Origin of the sequence: Candidatus Phytoplasma solani, from assembly GCF_041729705.1 — a bacterium.
Lineage (GTDB): Bacteria > Bacillota_I > Bacilli_A > Acholeplasmatales > Acholeplasmataceae > Phytoplasma > Phytoplasma solani.
In genome coordinates this window covers 496,158-512,607 of record NZ_CP103788.1, presented here as the reverse complement: position 1 = coordinate 512,607, position 16,450 = coordinate 496,158, and the positions used below count along the sequence as shown (strand labels likewise).

The 16,450-nt window shown below is 29.9% G+C and carries 13 protein-coding genes and 1 tRNA gene; 4 read left to right on the top strand and 10 right to left on the bottom strand.

Annotated elements, in window-relative coordinates; translation table 11 throughout:
* Positions 1 to 8 precede the first annotated feature (8 nt).
* Positions 9 to 93: transfer RNA gene (locus psc1_RS02485), tRNA-Leu, on the bottom strand.
* A 1,491-nt stretch (positions 94 to 1,584) separates the two neighbouring features.
* Here psc1_RS02485 and psc1_RS02480 point away from each other — a divergent pair.
* Both psc1_RS02480 and psc1_RS02475 read left to right on the top strand, forming a co-directional pair.
* Entirely contained in the window at positions 1,585 to 2,205 is a 621-nt protein-coding gene (locus psc1_RS02480; RefSeq protein ID WP_373375525.1) for a hypothetical protein, read from the top strand.
* A gap of 257 nt (positions 2,206 to 2,462) precedes the next feature.
* On the top strand, positions 2,463 to 3,083 hold the full coding sequence (locus psc1_RS02475) for a hypothetical protein (protein ID WP_373375524.1): 621 nt from the start codon (positions 2,463 to 2,465) through the stop codon (positions 3,081 to 3,083).
* A 67-nt stretch (positions 3,084 to 3,150) separates the two neighbouring features.
* Here psc1_RS02475 and psc1_RS02470 read toward each other — a convergent pair whose 3' ends face one another.
* Positions 3,151 to 3,393: a hypothetical protein gene (locus psc1_RS02470; protein ID WP_373375523.1), complete on the bottom strand. Its 243-nt coding sequence runs from the start codon at positions 3,391 to 3,393 to the stop codon at positions 3,151 to 3,153.
* An 809-nt stretch (positions 3,394 to 4,202) separates the two neighbouring features.
* Here psc1_RS02470 and psc1_RS02465 point away from each other — a divergent pair.
* Entirely contained in the window at positions 4,203 to 4,367 is a 165-nt protein-coding gene (locus tag psc1_RS02465; protein WP_373375576.1) for a hypothetical protein, read from the top strand.
* Positions 4,368 to 4,396: 29 nt separating this feature from the next.
* Positions 4,397 to 4,876, top strand: a complete 480-nt coding sequence (locus tag psc1_RS02460; RefSeq protein WP_373400964.1) for a hypothetical protein — start codon at positions 4,397 to 4,399, stop codon at positions 4,874 to 4,876.
* 604 nt (positions 4,877 to 5,480) lie between these two features.
* Here psc1_RS02460 and tsaB read toward each other — a convergent pair.
* The 8 genes from tsaB to psc1_RS02420 form a co-directional block, all read right to left on the bottom strand.
* On the bottom strand, positions 5,481 to 6,071 hold the full coding sequence (gene tsaB / locus psc1_RS02455) for a tRNA (adenosine(37)-N6)-threonylcarbamoyltransferase complex dimerization subunit type 1 TsaB (protein ID WP_373375521.1): 591 nt from the start codon (positions 6,069 to 6,071) through the stop codon (positions 5,481 to 5,483).
* Between the two features lie 17 nt (positions 6,072 to 6,088).
* On the bottom strand, positions 6,089 to 6,538 hold the full coding sequence (gene tsaE, locus psc1_RS02450; protein WP_023161324.1) for a tRNA (adenosine(37)-N6)-threonylcarbamoyltransferase complex ATPase subunit type 1 TsaE: 450 nt from the start codon (positions 6,536 to 6,538) through the stop codon (positions 6,089 to 6,091).
* 30 nt (positions 6,539 to 6,568) lie between these two features.
* A complete protein-coding gene (gene gyrA / locus psc1_RS02445) occupies positions 6,569 to 9,058 on the bottom strand; it encodes a DNA gyrase subunit A (protein WP_023161323.1) in 2,490 nt (829 codons plus the stop codon).
* A 63-nt stretch (positions 9,059 to 9,121) separates the two neighbouring features.
* Complete coding sequence (locus psc1_RS02440; RefSeq protein WP_023161322.1) at positions 9,122 to 11,107, bottom strand: DNA topoisomerase subunit B; 1,986 nt, start codon at positions 11,105 to 11,107, stop codon at positions 9,122 to 9,124.
* 244 nt (positions 11,108 to 11,351) lie between these two features.
* Positions 11,352 to 11,795: a class I SAM-dependent methyltransferase gene (locus psc1_RS02435; protein WP_023161321.1), complete on the bottom strand. Its 444-nt coding sequence runs from the start codon at positions 11,793 to 11,795 to the stop codon at positions 11,352 to 11,354.
* Positions 11,796 to 11,799: 4 nt separating this feature from the next.
* A complete protein-coding gene (gene rpoD, locus psc1_RS02430) occupies positions 11,800 to 13,203 on the bottom strand; it encodes an RNA polymerase sigma factor RpoD (RefSeq protein ID WP_023161320.1) in 1,404 nt (467 codons plus the stop codon).
* Between the two features lie 59 nt (positions 13,204 to 13,262).
* Positions 13,263 to 15,071, bottom strand: coding sequence for a DNA primase (gene dnaG, locus psc1_RS02425; RefSeq protein WP_023161319.1), 1,809 nt, complete (start codon positions 15,069 to 15,071; stop codon positions 13,263 to 13,265).
* A 4-nt stretch (positions 15,072 to 15,075) separates the two neighbouring features.
* Positions 15,076 to 16,437, bottom strand: a complete 1,362-nt coding sequence (locus psc1_RS02420; RefSeq protein WP_023161318.1) for a glycine--tRNA ligase — start codon at positions 16,435 to 16,437, stop codon at positions 15,076 to 15,078.
* Positions 16,438 to 16,450 lie beyond the last annotated feature (13 nt).

Sequence of the window (16,450 nt, the reverse complement as noted above, 5' to 3'; positions counted from 1 at the left end):
AATTGTTATGGTACTGATGATCGGACTCGAACCGACATGAGGATTACTCGCTTGATTTTGAGTCAAGTGCGTCTACCATTTCGCCACATCAGCAGTAAATAATATCATATTACTTATATATTATATCAAGAAATTTGATTTATGGGCTTTTTTTTCACAAGAAAACAAAAAAATTTTCGAACTAACAAAAAAAAGAAAATAAAAGAGTTTTTAAAAATTATTAAATAAAAAAAGAGTATTGAAGATGCCTCAATATCGCAGTTATCTAGCTAATATAGTTAGCGCCGATAAACACTAAATGGATATGGTAGGTCAATTATTCGAACATAATAACGGATTACAACAACTCATAAAAGTAGATTGAAACTAGTTAATAGCAAAAATCAGCATGATTTTGTGACCAAATTGTTTCACAGATAAAAGCCTGCAATGGCCTAAGCAAAAAAAACAGATGTAATTAGAAAGCCTAATGCGTAAACTACTGACACGACCAGTCCAGAGTCTAATAAGATATTTCTTGAGTTTTGGTTAGTTTATCAACTAAGCAAAAAAACTAGAATCTCACCGACCGTCAGAAAAAAATACAACAAAATCCAAACGGTCAGTTTGGCTAAAAGACAGGGTAGATATTTAGAGCAACTTGGGAGAGTCCTAAAGGTAGTTATTAAATTAACAGATAAGGGTTAAAAGCCTTATTGCCCAATGATAAAGAGACTTTTTAGTAGTCAGAGGAGTAAAACTTTATTTGGAATAATAAGAAGAATCGACTTTCCAGGACTAAATTGACCACCCTTCATAGAGTAAAAACTTCAACAAACAAAATAAAGTTTGCTGCAAATACAGACTCACAAAGAAAAAATCATATTAAAAGAAGTAAAGTAGAATTAATTAATAAGTTACAAAATAAAAAACTACAATTTGGGGGATAAAACAACTAAGCGTTGAAAAATTTAATGTTTGACAGACAAAAATTTGCCAAAGTTTAAAAAAAGACGTGCGTTTAGAAACTTGCCTGCTACGTTTGGATAAAATCTGATTGCAGCATAGACTTATAAACACACAAACTATTAAAGCACAATTTATCTATCCATATACTACACTCTAAAGGAGTTTAAGATAGTTTAAATGATTTAAAAAAAATTGATGATTTTTTAATTTTAAAAGCCAAAGGGTTAATTATTTTTTTAAATCTTAAAAACAAAAAAACAACCAAAAAGGATAACATGCCCCAAAAAAGAGCCAAAAAAAGAAATTAGAAAAAATTAAGTGTAAAAATAAGCAAAAACGACAAAAGAAAAATAGAAAAAGATAAAGAAAAATAGGTAAATTGAAAAATTTAGAGACAAAAAACTTCACAGAGTAAATCTTGAGTTTTTTACATATTGTATAAGTGTATATTTAATCATTTGATAAGTTTTGATTGACAAAAAACTTATTATGGCTAATTTGTTTATGCAAACAACAAGAAACAAAGAGAAAAATATTAAATTTTGTTTCATCAAAGAATATTTTTTTTGTTAAAATATAATTACAGGATGAAATAGTGCTATAATTGTAAATTTTTAAAATTAGGAGGTTTTATAATTGTTAAAAAAGTTTAATTTTAAACGCAATTATTTAATTGTTTTGATGTTAATTATCTTGTCGTTTGGTAATTTATTCTTCATATCTGGACAAAGGGTTTGGGGTAAAAATAATAATAATGATAATAACCCAAAAAAAACATTAGCGCAAACAGATTGGTTCGAAAATTCTTCAGCAAAAGTAGAAGACTCATTACTTATTTTAGAAAATATAACAAATTCTTTAACTGAAAAAACTAATTTACTAACTTCTAAAGTGATTGAATCAATAAATGAAAACTTTATAGCTTCCTTTCAAGACACAGCACAAAGAAGACTTATTAAAAAATGGATAACGCTTTTAATTGAAGATGTTTTAGGAGTTAATCGATGGTCTGAAGTTGCGGTTACCAATTTTCCAGCAAGACCTCGAGATGGAAATTGGATGAAAGACGCTTTAAAAATGATTGTAAAAAATATCTTTATAACAGCTAAAGCTGCTATTGCAAAATTACAAAGTCCAACATGTAAATTTTTAAACGATCATGCCACAGAAGCAAAAATTATAGAATTTATCGATAGTGATTTAATTTCTCTTTGGGGCAATCCATCAACACCACCTGCCGCACCCCCAACACCATAAATTTAATGATTTCTTGATTTTCTTTTTTTAATACTGCAAAAAAACAAAAAAACTATCTATGGATATATTATTCATTGTTTCAAACGATAGGTAGTTTTTTTATTATATTATTTTAATTCATTTTGTGAAGCATTTATATTTACAAAATCAAAAAAAACAGTTATAATAAGTATAAGGCTTGTTTGTTTAAATTGATGAGTCTATAAAAATATAATGATTTTTTCAAAAAATCAAATAATAAGAAAGGAATTACAAAAATGAAAGATACAAAAAAGAAAAAAATAATTTTAGGAGTAAGTGCAACATTAATAGTTGCAGGAATTATTGGTTTAGTGTGGTGGCTTTGTTTTAATGGAACTGCATTAAGCACTGTCTTTGCTGAAAATCAAAGAGATTTAGGTGAAATAGATGCAAGAAATGAAGAAAATGTTAAAGATGCAGTTTTGAAAAAAACATTTGAGCCAGAGTTAAAAGCTGAACAAAAAAAGAAAGAAAAATTCACAATTATTTTAGATACTGATGCTACCAAAAACCAAGCAAAAGTAAAACATGAAGATTTTACTGGTGAAGTAGAAGTTACATTTACTGTGAGAACTGCTCCTGCTGCATCAACTCCAGCTACATCAACGAAACAAGATTTAAGCAATTTCACAAAACCTACAACTGAAACAATTACTGTTACACAAGCAGAAGTTACAACTCAAACCCAAGACACTTTAAATAAATTCTTAAAACAAGATGGTTCATTAACTGTAGGTACTGATGTAACAATTACATTTAATGTTGAAGGCAGTAACAAAAAAGCAACTATTACTGCGAAAACAGATTCTACTAAAGCAAAAGGTAATGTTGTATTTACTAATGTAACAAAACAATAGTAAATAACACAACTTTAAAGAATAATTAAGATATTTTTATTTTCATCAATACCAAAATTAAGGCTATCTACAAAGATAGTCTTTTTTTGTTTCCCCTTTTTTGGATATTTTTATTTATTCTTGGTTTAATTGGTTTTTTTAATGCTTCTATTTTAGTTTTTATTGTTTTTTCCTTGATTTTGACTTTTTGTGCCTCGAATTTATATTCTTCCGCCCAACGTGCGAATTTTTTCGAATAATTTATGTTTTCGCGCTCCTTGGCTGTAAGGATTTGCAAATTTTTTTCTAATTCTTCAATTTGATTTTTCATTATTTTTTTCTCCTTTCCACAGTTTAGAAAACAAAAAAAGCTAAACTGTTTATTTTAATTTAATAAACAATTTAGCTTGTTTTTTTGTGGATTTATTTTTTGTTTTTAGGTGGTTTCGTTTTTTGGTCCGGTGGGGATTAAAGAACAAATTATTATCGTAAGCATTTCGACTATAACTTTAACCGTTTATAAGTTTTAATTTGGCGGCTGGCAAGCAGAAAAGCATTGCTGCTAAATATTTTGATTCAAGCAACTAGGATAACTATTGCTTTTTTGCGTAAAGAAAGTAAAAACCTAAATTAAATAACATTAAATATAATTTTAAACTAAACTAATTTATCATTAATCAATGATGTTAGAATTATTGATACTACCAACAAAAAAAGAAGCATTAAATACTTGCACAAAAACTAAAACTCAAGCCATTTTTATTCTACAAACAAAAAGTTCAAACTCCCACCTAAGCGACTGTAGATAAACTGATTTATGGGTATTAAATTGTATTTGAAAAAAAAGGCACTATGATTTCAATTATTAATTCTCCTAAAATAAGAAACGAAAAAATTACTTTTATTACCGCAAAAAAACTAAAAACTTTCACAATATACAATCAAGTGAAACAAAAAAAACTAATTTAAGATATTTTTGTGTCCATCAAAAAATTAAGGCTATCTACAAAGATAGTCTTTTTTAACTCTTGTAGTTGAAAAAAATTACTTTTATTAATTATCCAAGTATTATCGGGAGAAAAAAATTATATAATTAAATTGTAATAGTAACTATTACAAATAACACTTTGAAAGAACTAAATGACTAACAAAAAATACTTTTTTTACTTTAAATTAATTTTAATGATTCTTTTGGTTTTGATAACTTGGTCTTTGTTTTGGTGGGTCAATGCACCAATTTATCAATTAGAAAATAAAACTAGCAATCCTACTGCCTTAGAACGCGAAAAAGCCAAAAAAAATTAAACACAAAACTTCGCACCATCCACCTAGAATTGACCGCAAAAGAAAATAGCACCCAGATTATCAATGATTACATCATCTTTGATGTTTTTCCACGAGGAGCAAAAATAAAACAAAATTATCTTTCTAACGGCTCTCGAGCGGAGATCAAAAGAGAAGGCAACCGACAATATGTTTATAATAACGACGGAAAAGTCACCTCTTTACAATATTATAATCCAGATGGAACTAACGCTAATCAGTGTCATTTAATTTATAATTATGCCGGCCAAATTATTGACAAAAAATGTTATCAATCTGATGGAATCCAAGCCAGAAGTTATAAATATACATATAACTTACTAGGACAAATCATTGTTAAACAAGAATACAACCCTCAAAATAGTAATAATTTTAAATATAACTATAGTTACAACGAATTAGGTCAATTAACCCACGTGCAACAATATTGGCCTGATGGGGTGACAGGGATTAAAACTCTTTACGATTACCAACTCGATGATGATATTTAAGCAATTATGATTACTCAAAAATGAAACAAAAAAAGATAATTGCTAAAAACAATTTAAAGCCAATTGCTTTTTTTATCTCTTAAAAAAACATTTACAAACTCACTATTGCACAAAAGTTAAAAAAATGATACCTTGAAGTTTGTTTTATGGCATTGCTAATTATTATGTTAAGTTGCGATAAATCCAAAAAATAAATTAAATTGCAACAAAAACAAAAAAACTACCATCACTTAAAAAAATATGGGTCTGTCTACTAAAAATAGACGACCCGAAAACAAAAATTTAATCAAAAAAATAAGCTTCGTTGTTTTGATTTAACACATCAAAAAAAACCGCTTATATCCAAATTGTTTTATTATAAAGCAGTTTGGTTTTTTTATTATCTAACAACAAACAAAAAGAGGGGTAAGCCAAAATAAGTAATAAGGGTTTTTTTAAAAAAGCAAATTGCAAAAAAAAGCTAAACCATTCAGATAATAAATGACTTAGCTTTCGAATTTATTATTTACCAAATCTAGATAATTTTTATACCTTTTCCAAAATGGATACAAAAAAAGCTAAACTGTTAATTTAGCTTATCGTTGGTTATAAGGGATAAAAAAAATTAATTATCTTTTTTTAAATCTCGTTCTGCTTGAGTTTGGACTAGATAATTAGGAACTAATTGATGGGGATTTGCGACCAAAGTCATAAATTGATAAATGTTATTAAGAGCAATTTTAACAGTTTCGGGGGCAATTAATAAATGCTTGTCATATGTTTTCAAAAAGTCAGCCTTATAACGTTCTTCTTTTAAAACAATTTGGTTATTTTTGAGACTCAAAGCAAAAAAAGAATCATTGCGAGCATCGATTAAAGGAGTTAATTTTTGATAAAGATAACCGCTAGTTAACAAAAGTAAACTACTAATTTGATATAAAGGAATTTGAAGCACAAAAGCAAGCATTTTAGCTGTTAGAACAGCAACCCTAGTGCCTGTATAAGAGCCAGGCCCTACTCCGACTACCAAAAGATCAATTTCTTGTAAGGTGATTTTATTAGCTTGTAAAACTGCATCAATCGAAGGAATGATAGTCGCTACATGGTCGCGGTCAATTAGTTTTTGTTGTAAAGTTTTGATTTGGTTGTCTTGACTTAAAACAACTATTTGACTTTTAGTAGAAGTGTCTAAAATTAAAATGTTTTTTTTAGTCATGATTATCTAATCTTTTCTTAAATATTATTAATTTTAGCTTTTTGCTGGATGATAATTTGACGTTTTTTTTCGTTTAAGGAATTAATTTTGACTAAAACATCAAAATCAGGAAAATAATTGCTACAATCTTTTAGAAATTCAACGATTAAAAAATCTGGTTTGACAAAGTTTTCTAATAACTCTTCCAAAAACTCACATTCCAAGGTGGCACGATATAAATCGAGGTGATAAATATTTCGTAGGCTGGTAAAATAAGTTTTTACGATGACAAAAGTAGGACTATTAACGATTTGTTTTACCCCCAAAGAACTGATTAAACCTTTAGCAAAGGCAGTTTTTCCAGAACCTAAGGTTCCTTGCAACAAAATAATAGTTTTATCAGTTCTTGGAGTTAGTTTTTGTCCAAGCCAAAAGCCTAGTTTTTTAGTTTCTAAAAAAGAATGGGTGATTGTTTCTAAATGGATCATCTTTTGATTTTTTTACCAAGATAAAAAAAATTAATCGTTAATTTGGAAAGCATCTTTGTTTTTAAATACCGACGCTACCGAAACTGCTTTATGACCTGCTTTTAATTTGATGATTTTAGTCCCTTGAGTTACTTTATTTTTAGTTTTTTTAATTTCTTCGATTGACATTCTAACTACTTGTCCTTTGTCAGAAGAAATCATTAGTTCTTCATTGGGGACAACTAACTTAATAGTGATTAATCTACCTTTTTCTTCGCTGAATTTGATCGTTTTAGAACCTTTACCATTACGTGATTGAATTCGGTATTGACTGACATCGGTGATTTTACCAAAACCGTTTTCAGTCATGACTAAAATACTTTGATCTTTTGAATTTTTATCAAAAAGAGCTGAACCAACTAAAAATTCTTTTTCACCTAAACACATGCCTATGACACCCATGCTATTGCGACTAGTTTTTCTCGTATCTGTTTCATTGAAGCAAATAGCGTTACCGTTGTTAGAAGCTAACACAATCCCACATTTGCCGTTGGTTTTGTTAACTGTTAAAACTTCATCGCCCTCTTTTAAGCGAATGGCAATTAATCCTTTAGGTTTGATATTGCGATATTCTTTTAAAAGAGTTTTTTTGACTATTCCTTTTTTAGTAGAAAAGAATAAATATTCTTCTTCTTGGTCGAATCTTTTGACACTGGTAAAAGAAGTTAAAAATTCGCCTTTTTCTAACGCGATTAAGTTAACTAAATGCGTTCCTTTGGTGGTTCGAGAAGTTAAAGGAATGTGGTAGCCTTTTAATTGATAAACTTTACCTTTGTTAGTGAAAAACAAAAGATAATGATGGGTCGAAGTAGTGGTGCAATGTTCTATTAAATCTTCTTCGTAGATTTTTATTCCAGTAACACCTTGTCCGCCTCTTTTTTGTTGTTTATAAGTGTCAACATCAACACTTTTGATATAACCTTCGTTAGTAATCGTCACTACAATCGTTTTTTCTTCAATCAAATCTTCGTCTTTGACATCCAAAGAAGCATCAAAATTAAGAACAGTTTTTCTTTCGTCTTGATATTTCTTTTTAATTTCTAACAATTCTTTTTCTAAGATTTTTTCTTTTTTAGTTTGAGAATCGATAATACTTTGACATTCTAAAATTTCTTGCGTTAAGTTAGCTTCTTCGGTGATTAATTTTTGCGTTTCTTGGTTGGCAAGTTTTTGTAAACTCATTTCTAAGATAGCTTTGCTTTGGATTTCGTCAAAACGATATTGAGACATTAAATTTTGTTGGGCTTCTTTGATGTCTGCTGAACTTTTAATTAATCTAATTGCAGTATCGATGTCTTTTAAGATAGTTAACAAAGCAACGACTAAATGCTTTCTAGCATTAGCTTTTTTCAGTTCGAAGGTTTTTTGACGGTTAATGACGTGTATACGGAAATCAAAAAAAGCTTCTAAAATTTGTTTTAAAGAAACTAATTGCGGTTTTCGATTGACTAAAGCAACCATGTTAATACCAAAAGAAACTCTTAGTTGAGAGTATTTATACAATTTATTTAAAATAATTTTAGCATTAACATCTCTTTTTAACTCGATGACTATTTTCATCCCTTTGCGACTAGATTCGTCTCTTAGGTCAGTAATACCTTCGACAGTTTTATTTTTAACTAACAGGGCTATTTTTTCGATTAAATCGCTTTTTTTCACTTGATAAGGGATTTCGGTAATCACAATCGAAGATTTGCCTCTTTCTTCTACAATATGAGATCTAGCTTTCAGGATGACGGATCCTCTACCGGTTTTATAAGCGCTTTCTAGATTTTTTAAACCTAAAAGTTCACCACCGGTAGGGAAATCAGGGCCTTTGATATGTTGCATTAGTTGATTGATAGAAATATTTTTATTATGGATATAACTAATAATGCCATCTATAACTTCGCCTAAATTATGGGTAGGTATTTTAGTCGCCATCCCAACAGCAATCCCAGTTGCTCCATTAATTAATAAATTAGGTAAAGCGGTAGGCAATACTAAAGGCTCTTTTTCGCTGCCGTCATAATTGTCAACAAAATCGATCGTTTCTTTGTCGATATTTTTGATTAATTCCATCGCAATTTTAGCCATTTTAACTTCGGTGTAACGCATAGCAGCGGCTTTATCGCCATCGATAGAACCAAAATTACCATGGCCATCAACCAAAGGATAACGATAGCTAAAATCTTGTGCCATCCTTACCATAGCTTCATAAATACTAGAGTCACCATGGGGGTGATATTTCCCCATGACATCACCTACAACACGAGCGGCTTTTTTGTAACTGGAATGACTATAAACACCTAATTCTTTCATTCCGTATAAAATACGTCTTTGAACAGGTTTTAAGCCATCTTTAATGTCCGGTAAAGCTCGAGAAACAATAACACTCATTGCATAGCTTAAAAAAGATTTTCGCATTTCTTCGCTAAGGTTAACTTCTTCGATATTTTCTTGATTCAAAACATCTTTTTCTAATTTGGAATTTTGATCCATCTGTCTTTAACCTCTTTATTTTTTTATAAACATAACCTTAATTAAAGGTTTTATGATAATAATTTAAACATCCAAATCAGCTTCTAGGGCTTTGTTTAAAATAAATTGTTTTCTTGGCAAAACCTTTTTACCCATTAAAGTATTAAAAGTTTTATCAGCCTCTTTGATGGCTTCTTCTTCACTTAAAGCATTTAAGGCATCTTTTAAAGAAGCTTTTAAAAGGGTTCTAGTGGCTGGATTCATAGTAGTTTCCCAAAGTTGATTTGGATTCATCTCGCCTAGACCTTTATATCTTTGAAAACCATCTTGGATATTTTTTTTAGTGGCAAAATCAATTTTGGCTTGTTCTTCGTAAAAATAATTAATGTTTTTGCCTTTTTGATACTTGTATAAAGGAGGTCTAGCAAAATAAATATAACCTTTATCAATTAAAACTCTAAAATTCCTAAAGAAAAAAGTCAACAGTAAAGTTCTAATGTGAGCACCATCAACGTCAGCATCGGTCATAATAATGATTTTATGATAACGGATTTTATCAAGATTTAGCTCTTTAGATTTGCCAATATTAATACCTATTCCGATTGCCTGTATTAAGGATTTAATTTCTTTGTTGGTGAGAATTTTAGCAGATTGGGTTTTTTCCACGTTCAATACTTTTCCTCTCAAAGGAAGGATGGCTTGGAAACGCGAATCTCTACCTTGTTTGGCAGAACCGCCAGCAGAATCTCCTTCAACAATATACAATTCAGAAATTTGTGGGTCTTTGCTGCGACAATCGGCTAATTTAGAGGCAAAACCTAAAGAATCGAGAGGTTTATTTCTAGCAATTTCGCGCGCTCTTTTAGCAGATAATCTGGCATTGGCAGAAAGTAAGCATTTATCGATAATTTTTTTAGCATCAGTTGGATTTTCTACTAAAAATCTTTCCAAAAACTCGCCAAAAATTTGCGAAATAATCGATCTTACTTCGGTATTGCCTAATTTAGCTTTGGTTTGTCCTTCGAATTGGGGATTTTGATATTTCAAAGAAATAATAGCTGTAATTCCTTCCAAAATATCTTCACTCAACAAACTTTCATCTTTTTTTAACAAATTGAATTCCTTAGCGTATTTGGATAAATTTCTGTTTAAAGCTAATTTAAATCCTTCTTCATGAGTTCCACCTTCGTGGGTGTGGATATTGTTAACAAAAGAATAAATTTTTTGCGTTTGGGTGTAATTGTAAATATTTGGATTATCTTCTTGTTTGTTTTCCTCACTGTTGTCGGTGGTGTATTCAAAAACGATTTCTAAAGTTAAATTAGTATTTTCTTTTTCCAAATAAAAAACTTCATGAAAAGGTTTTTGCTTGTGAGTTTGGTTGATGAATTGAAGATAGTCTTGCAATCCTGATTCATGATAAAAACTAAAAATAACCGGTTCATCTGTTCTGCGATCGATTAAATTTAGTTTAAGTCCTTTGTTTAAGAAAGATAATTGTTGCAATCTTTCTTTTAAAGTTTTTAAATTATAAACCGTGGTTTCTTTGAAGATCGAAGGATCGGCTAAAAATTTAATCACAGTTCCTTTGCGGTTGGTTTTACCAATGATTTCTAAAGGACTGACAGCTATACCTTGTTCGTATTTTTGATAATGAATTTTTTTATCTAAATGAATTTCGACAGTAAACCAACTTGATAAAGCATTAACAACCGAAGCTCCTACGCCGTGTAAACCACCAGAAACTTTATAAGAAGAACTGTCAAATTTTCCCCCAGCGTGCAAAGTGGTTAAAATAGTTTCAACCGCTGGTTTACCTGTTTTGGGATGGATATCTACCGGAATACCTCTGCCATTATCAGTCACGCTAATAACTTCTCCGGGTAAAATTTCTAAAGTAATTTCATTAGCATAACCAGCCAAAGCTTCATCGATCGAATTATCAATGATTTCCCAAACTAAATGATGTAATCCTTTGGCAGAAGTTGAGCCAATATACATTCCCGGTCTTTTACGAACCGCTTCTAAACCTTCTAAAATTTGAATACTATCTGCATTATAATTTTTCAAAAGAATTATTTGCGCCTCCCTTTGTTAGTTTATTTGAAAATATTAGATAAAAAGATATAAAAACATAAGTATTTTATAAATCTAATCTATAAAGATTATAACATAAAAGAAGAAATCATGAGCTAAATAAGCCTTTTAGTGTGTTTTTTTGCCTGTTAATGGAGTATTTTAGCTATATTTAGTCTCAAAAGATAAAAAAAGACTATCTTACGATAGCCTTTGATAATTTGCATATTTTTAAGAATTAATTGATACCGGTGATTTTTAAAAAAGAATAAAAAAATTTATCAAATAAATAATATTCTGCTAAAGTGGTGAAATGATTTTCCGAGAGCCACTGCTTTAAATATTTTTGCTTGCTTTGAGCCCCTAACACAAAATGTTTGCTTTTGTTAGGAGCTTGCTCTAATATTTTAATAATGGTATGTGTGCCTAGTCCACAAATTAAAGCTAAATCAAAATCTTGATCGATCTTGGCAAAACCATCACTTAAATAAAAAGTAACTGGGTAATTTTGTAAGTTTTTTTGAGATTGTAACAACGGCTTACTTCTTAAATCGCTTGCAATAGCTTTTTGGATATAACCTTTTTGGAAGGCTTTTTTTAAGACTAAACCATGATCGGTGCCGATATCTAAAACAGTGTTATAACCTTTAGTTAAAGAGGCAATAAAGGGGATGCGCTTCATGGTTTTATTTTTGGTTGTGATAGAGGCTTTTTAATTTACTTTGTTTAGCTGGTGTTCGTAGACGTCTTAAAGCTTTTGATTCGATTTGACGAATTCTTTCACGAGTGACGCCTAATAAATTACCAATTTCTTCTAAAGTGTGAGTTTTTCCGTTGAACAAGCCATAACGTAACTTTAAAACTTTTTCTTCGCGATCAGTTAAAGTATTTTTTAAAACCTCATCTAAAAGTTTTTGGGTTACTTCTGTCATCATATAATCGTGGGGAGATAAAATATTAGGATCGGAAATAAAATCACCCAAAGAGGTTTCATCTTCTTTGTTTTCTCTGGGTGGAGCTTCTAAGGAGATGGGGTTTTTTTCGATATATTGAATGCTTCTTAATTTTGTAACTGGAATTTCCATTTTGTCGGCTAATTCTTCGACTGTTGGTTTTTTCTTTAATTCTTGGGTTAATTTGCGAGTACAAAGTGCCATTTTGTTAATAGTTTCAACAATGTGAACAGGAATACGGATGGTTCTAGCTTGATCGGCGATGGCGCGTGTAATTGCTTGACGAATCCACCACGTCGCATAAGTGGATAATTTAAAACCTTTTTGATAATCAAATTTATCAACGGCACGCATTAAGCCCATATTACCTTCTTGAATCAGGTCTAAAAACAAAATACCTCGTCCGATGTAACGCTTGGCGATAGAAACAACCAAACGATAATTAGATTCAACTAAACTATCTTTGGCTAATTGGGCTTGTTGAATTTTAAATTCTAAATCTTTGATTTCTTGTTCAGTTAAAATAATTTCTTGGGCTTTGAACTGATCCATAAGTTGCCTAGCTTTTTTACCAACAAAAACAGCGATCGATCTTTTTAATTCTTCGCTTGAAGAAAGCAAGGAAATACGGCCAATTTCTTTTAAATACATACGTACAGAATCATCCATTTTAATGTCAGAAGTAATTTTGGTGATATCTTCTTTAATGAATTCATCATCTTCTTCGTCTAAATCAATTTCTAACTCGTCTATGCTTGTGTCATCATCTAAATCTAGAACTGTTTTTTTTGGTTTTTTCATAAAATTATTGTCAAATTTGAATTCTTGATCGTTATCTTGATCGTTATCTTGATCGTCGTTTTGATCATATTCCTTATTATCAATTTTATTATCGGTAGTATCTAAATATGATTTTGCTTGATCCATTATATTTTGGTTTTTGACAGCATGTTTGTCAGATGTTAAAGCAACACTAGAAACAACACAAATGCCTTGATTATTTAACTCTTGCTCGATTTGTTGAAATGTGATTGGCAAATCTTGTTCTTTCAGTAAAGCATTGATTGTTTGAGAAGTGATGGTCTTTTGAATGCCAGCTTTATCGTTTAAGGTTTTAATGATGTCTTGAAAATTCATTTTTAATACCCCTTTTTTTAAATTATTTTCTACTACATGCTTTTTTAAATAGCGAATGACTAGATTTTATTTTCTATTTCTAACATTAATAAGTAATTAAACTTGCCATTAATGACATCAAGGCGTTGTTGTTTTATTCTTTTTAATTGTTTTTGTAAATTAATTATTTTTTCTGCCAGTTCTTTTTTTTCCTTTTTTTGGAATTCAATAAGTGGTTTTAAGCTTATTTTTAACCGATCAATAGCTTCTTGAAGTTCTTGGATTTTTTTGTTAATTTTTTTCATTTGCAGTTCTTGTTCAAAGAATGTTTGTTCCAAAAGGGTTTTATTTTTGAAAAAATGGTGGTTTTTAATTTCTGATAACAAAACATTAGTAGCTTCGTTGTGACTTTTAGATTCGAAATAAGACCAAGGAATTGCTTGAAGATGAGGATTTTTGTTATAATATTCTTTAATTTTGGCAACAAAATAAATAACAGCAAGATCCGAATAAATTGAGGCATCATCAAAGGTTTGATAATTTTTTTCAAAAAAACTTCTATTATTGATAAATTCAATTAAAACATGAGTCTCAAAATCAAATTTTTTATAATTGATATGGTTTTGGGTTGGAGTAGGAACACTTGCAATAGTTTCGTTGATGGTTAAATTGATAAATAATTGATATTTGGTTTGTAAATATTCTTGATAAACCATCTTAGAAGCAAAATCTGCGCCTTGTAATAAAGCTTTTAACTCGTTTTCGATTTTTTTACGATTATTAAAATTAAGTTTTTGACAAATAAGATCTATTTTTAAAGTTAAAAAAGCTTTTATGTGATCGGTTAATAATTGGCGATATTTAGATGCTCCTTGAATTTGGATATACTCATCAGGGTCTAGCTTGTCAGGTAATTCAAGGATTTTAACATCCATTTGATGTTTATGTAAAGTTGATCCAACCTCTAAGGCTGCTTTTTTTCCAGCGGTATCTCCATCATAAGCAATCACAATTTGGTTAGTTAGTTTTTTCAAAAGTGTGATATGTTTTTCAGTTAGATTGGTACCCATAGTGGCAACAACATTTTTTACCCCCGCCTGAAAGGAAGCTATAACATCGAAAAAACCTTCATGCAAGATGATAGTTTCTTTTTTTTTGATTTCCGCTTGGTTTTCAAAAAATTGATATAACACTTCACCTTTTTTAAAAAGCACCGTTTCCGGACTATTTAAGTATTTAGGGGTTTGATCGCCTAAACTGCGACTAGAAAAAGCAATGACTTGTCCATGTGGAGAAGTGATCGGAAAGATCAATCGACTTTGAAAAAAATCATAATATTTTCCTGTTTCTTCATTTTGATTAACTAAACTTAAAGTTTTTAAATCTTGATAACTAAATTTAGTTTCTTCGGTTAAAAAACGCGATAAAAGAGAAAATTTAGGAGCATAACCTAACTTAAAGTGGGCAATAGTTGCTTCATCTAAACCTCTTTTGGTTAGATATTCTAAAGCTTGTTTATTATGTTTTAATTGATGACAAAAAAAATCTTGCGTTTCTTGCATGATTTTATGCAAATGAGCGTATTTATGAGTTGATTTGGTAAGCAACAAAGAAGTCAATCCTAAGCGAGCTGCCAACTGATTAAGCGCCTCATTAAAAGAAATATTTTTAATACTTTTGTAAAAAAAGATTGGGTCGCCGCCCTTTTTGCAAGACATACATACAGCAATATTTTTTTCAGGAGAAACCGAAAAAGAAGGGCTTTTTTCCTCATGAAAAGGACATAGTCCCATATAATTTTTGCCAGATTTTTTTAATTGAACAAATTCTTGCACTAATTCAACTATCGAAGTTTGTTTGTTAACATCTTTAATTAATTGTTTTTGCATTGTTTTATTTTAACATTATTTGAGATAAAATAAAATTTTTCACTTCTTCTAGGGTCATAGTTTCTTGTTGTAAAGTATCACGATTTCTTAAAGTGACTGTGTCATGTTGAAGTGTTTTATCATCAACCGTTAAACAAAAAGGAGTGCCTATCATATCTTGTCTGCGATATCTTTTACCAATACTTTGAGTATCATCATAACAAACATCAAAATATTTCATAAAATAATTTTGTATTTCTTGCGCTTTTGAGGAATGTTCCTTTTTTATTAAAGGTAAAATGGCTAATTTGTAAGGCGCTAAAAAGGGATGGAAAGTCAAAACTTGTCTAGGTGTTTTTTGTACTGTGGTATCTTCGTGATAATTATTAACTAAAAAAGCTAAAAACAATCTTTCTACCCCCAAAGAAGGTTCGATTACATACGGAAAATATCTTTTTTTGGTCGCTTCATCAAAATAAGTTAGATCTTTTTTAGAATGGTTATGATGATTTTTTAAATCAAAATCAGTTCTAGAAGCAATCCCCCAAAGTTCATCAAAACCCCAAGGAAATTTAAATAAAATATCGGTTGTTTTATCTGAATAATGACTTAGCTCTTCTGTTTTGTGATTTTTCAAAGTTAAATTTTCTTTTTTTATACCTAAATTAACTAAAAAATCATACATAAAATTTTTCCAATATTCAAACCATTTATTTTGTGTTCCAGGTTGACAAAAAAATTCTAGTTCCATTTGTTCAAATTCGCAAGTCCGAAAAATAAAGTTTCCGGGTGTAACTTCGTTTCGAAAAACTTTGCCGATTTGACAAACCCCGAAAGGAATTTTTTTGCGAGTTGTTTTTAAAATATTTTTAAATTGGATAAAGATGCCTTGAGCAGTTTCAGGTCTTAAATAAACTGGTTTTGAGTTTTTTAAAACTACTCCTTGATGGGTTTGAAAAAGCATATTAAAAGGTTTAATGGCAGTCCAATTAGACGTTCCTAAAACTTTATTTTTTACTAAATATTGATGCATTTGTTCATAAGACCAAGTGGTTATGTCAATGCCAGGTTCATGAGCTTCAATAAGTTTATCAGCCCTAAATCTTTTATTATTATCTTTATTTTCTGTTAACGGATCAGAAAAAGAATCAAGGTGGCTAGAACTACGCCAAACCGAAGAATTAAGCAAAATAGAGCTATCTAATAAAATATTATGATTTTGTTCTTGGACAAACTTTTGTAGCCAAGCTTTTTTTATATTATTTTTCAATAAACTACCTAACGATCCATAATCCCAGCTATTAGCAAGTCCGCCATAAATTTCGCTACCTGCAAAAATAAAACCAGTTTGTTTGGCTAAGGTAATAATTTTTTCCAAAGTATTCATCAACAAAGCTCCT

Bases quoted from the DNA above. Each gene is read 5' to 3' on its own strand.
- psc1_RS02475 (WP_373375524.1), top strand. From the start codon at position 2,463: ATGAAAGATACAAAAAAGAAAAAAATAATTTTAGGAGTAAGTGCAACA.
- psc1_RS02470 (WP_373375523.1), bottom strand. From the start codon at position 3,393: ATGAAAAATCAAATTGAAGAATTAGAAAAAAATTTGCAAATCCTTACA.
- psc1_RS02465 (WP_373375576.1), top strand. From the start codon at position 4,203: ATGACTAACAAAAAATACTTTTTTTACTTTAAATTAATTTTAATGATT.
- tsaB (WP_373375521.1), bottom strand. From the start codon at position 6,071: ATGACTAAAAAAAACATTTTAATTTTAGACACTTCTACTAAAAGTCAA.
- tsaE (WP_023161324.1), bottom strand. From the start codon at position 6,538: ATGATCCATTTAGAAACAATCACCCATTCTTTTTTAGAAACTAAAAAA.
- gyrA (WP_023161323.1), bottom strand. From the start codon at position 9,058: ATGGATCAAAATTCCAAATTAGAAAAAGATGTTTTGAATCAAGAAAAT.
- psc1_RS02435 (WP_023161321.1), bottom strand. From the start codon at position 11,795: ATGAAGCGCATCCCCTTTATTGCCTCTTTAACTAAAGGTTATAACACT.
- rpoD (WP_023161320.1), bottom strand. From the start codon at position 13,203: ATGAATTTTCAAGACATCATTAAAACCTTAAACGATAAAGCTGGCATT.
- dnaG (WP_023161319.1), bottom strand. From the start codon at position 15,071: ATGCAAAAACAATTAATTAAAGATGTTAACAAACAAACTTCGATAGTT.
- psc1_RS02420 (WP_023161318.1), bottom strand. From the start codon at position 16,437: ATGAATACTTTGGAAAAAATTATTACCTTAGCCAAACAAACTGGTTTT.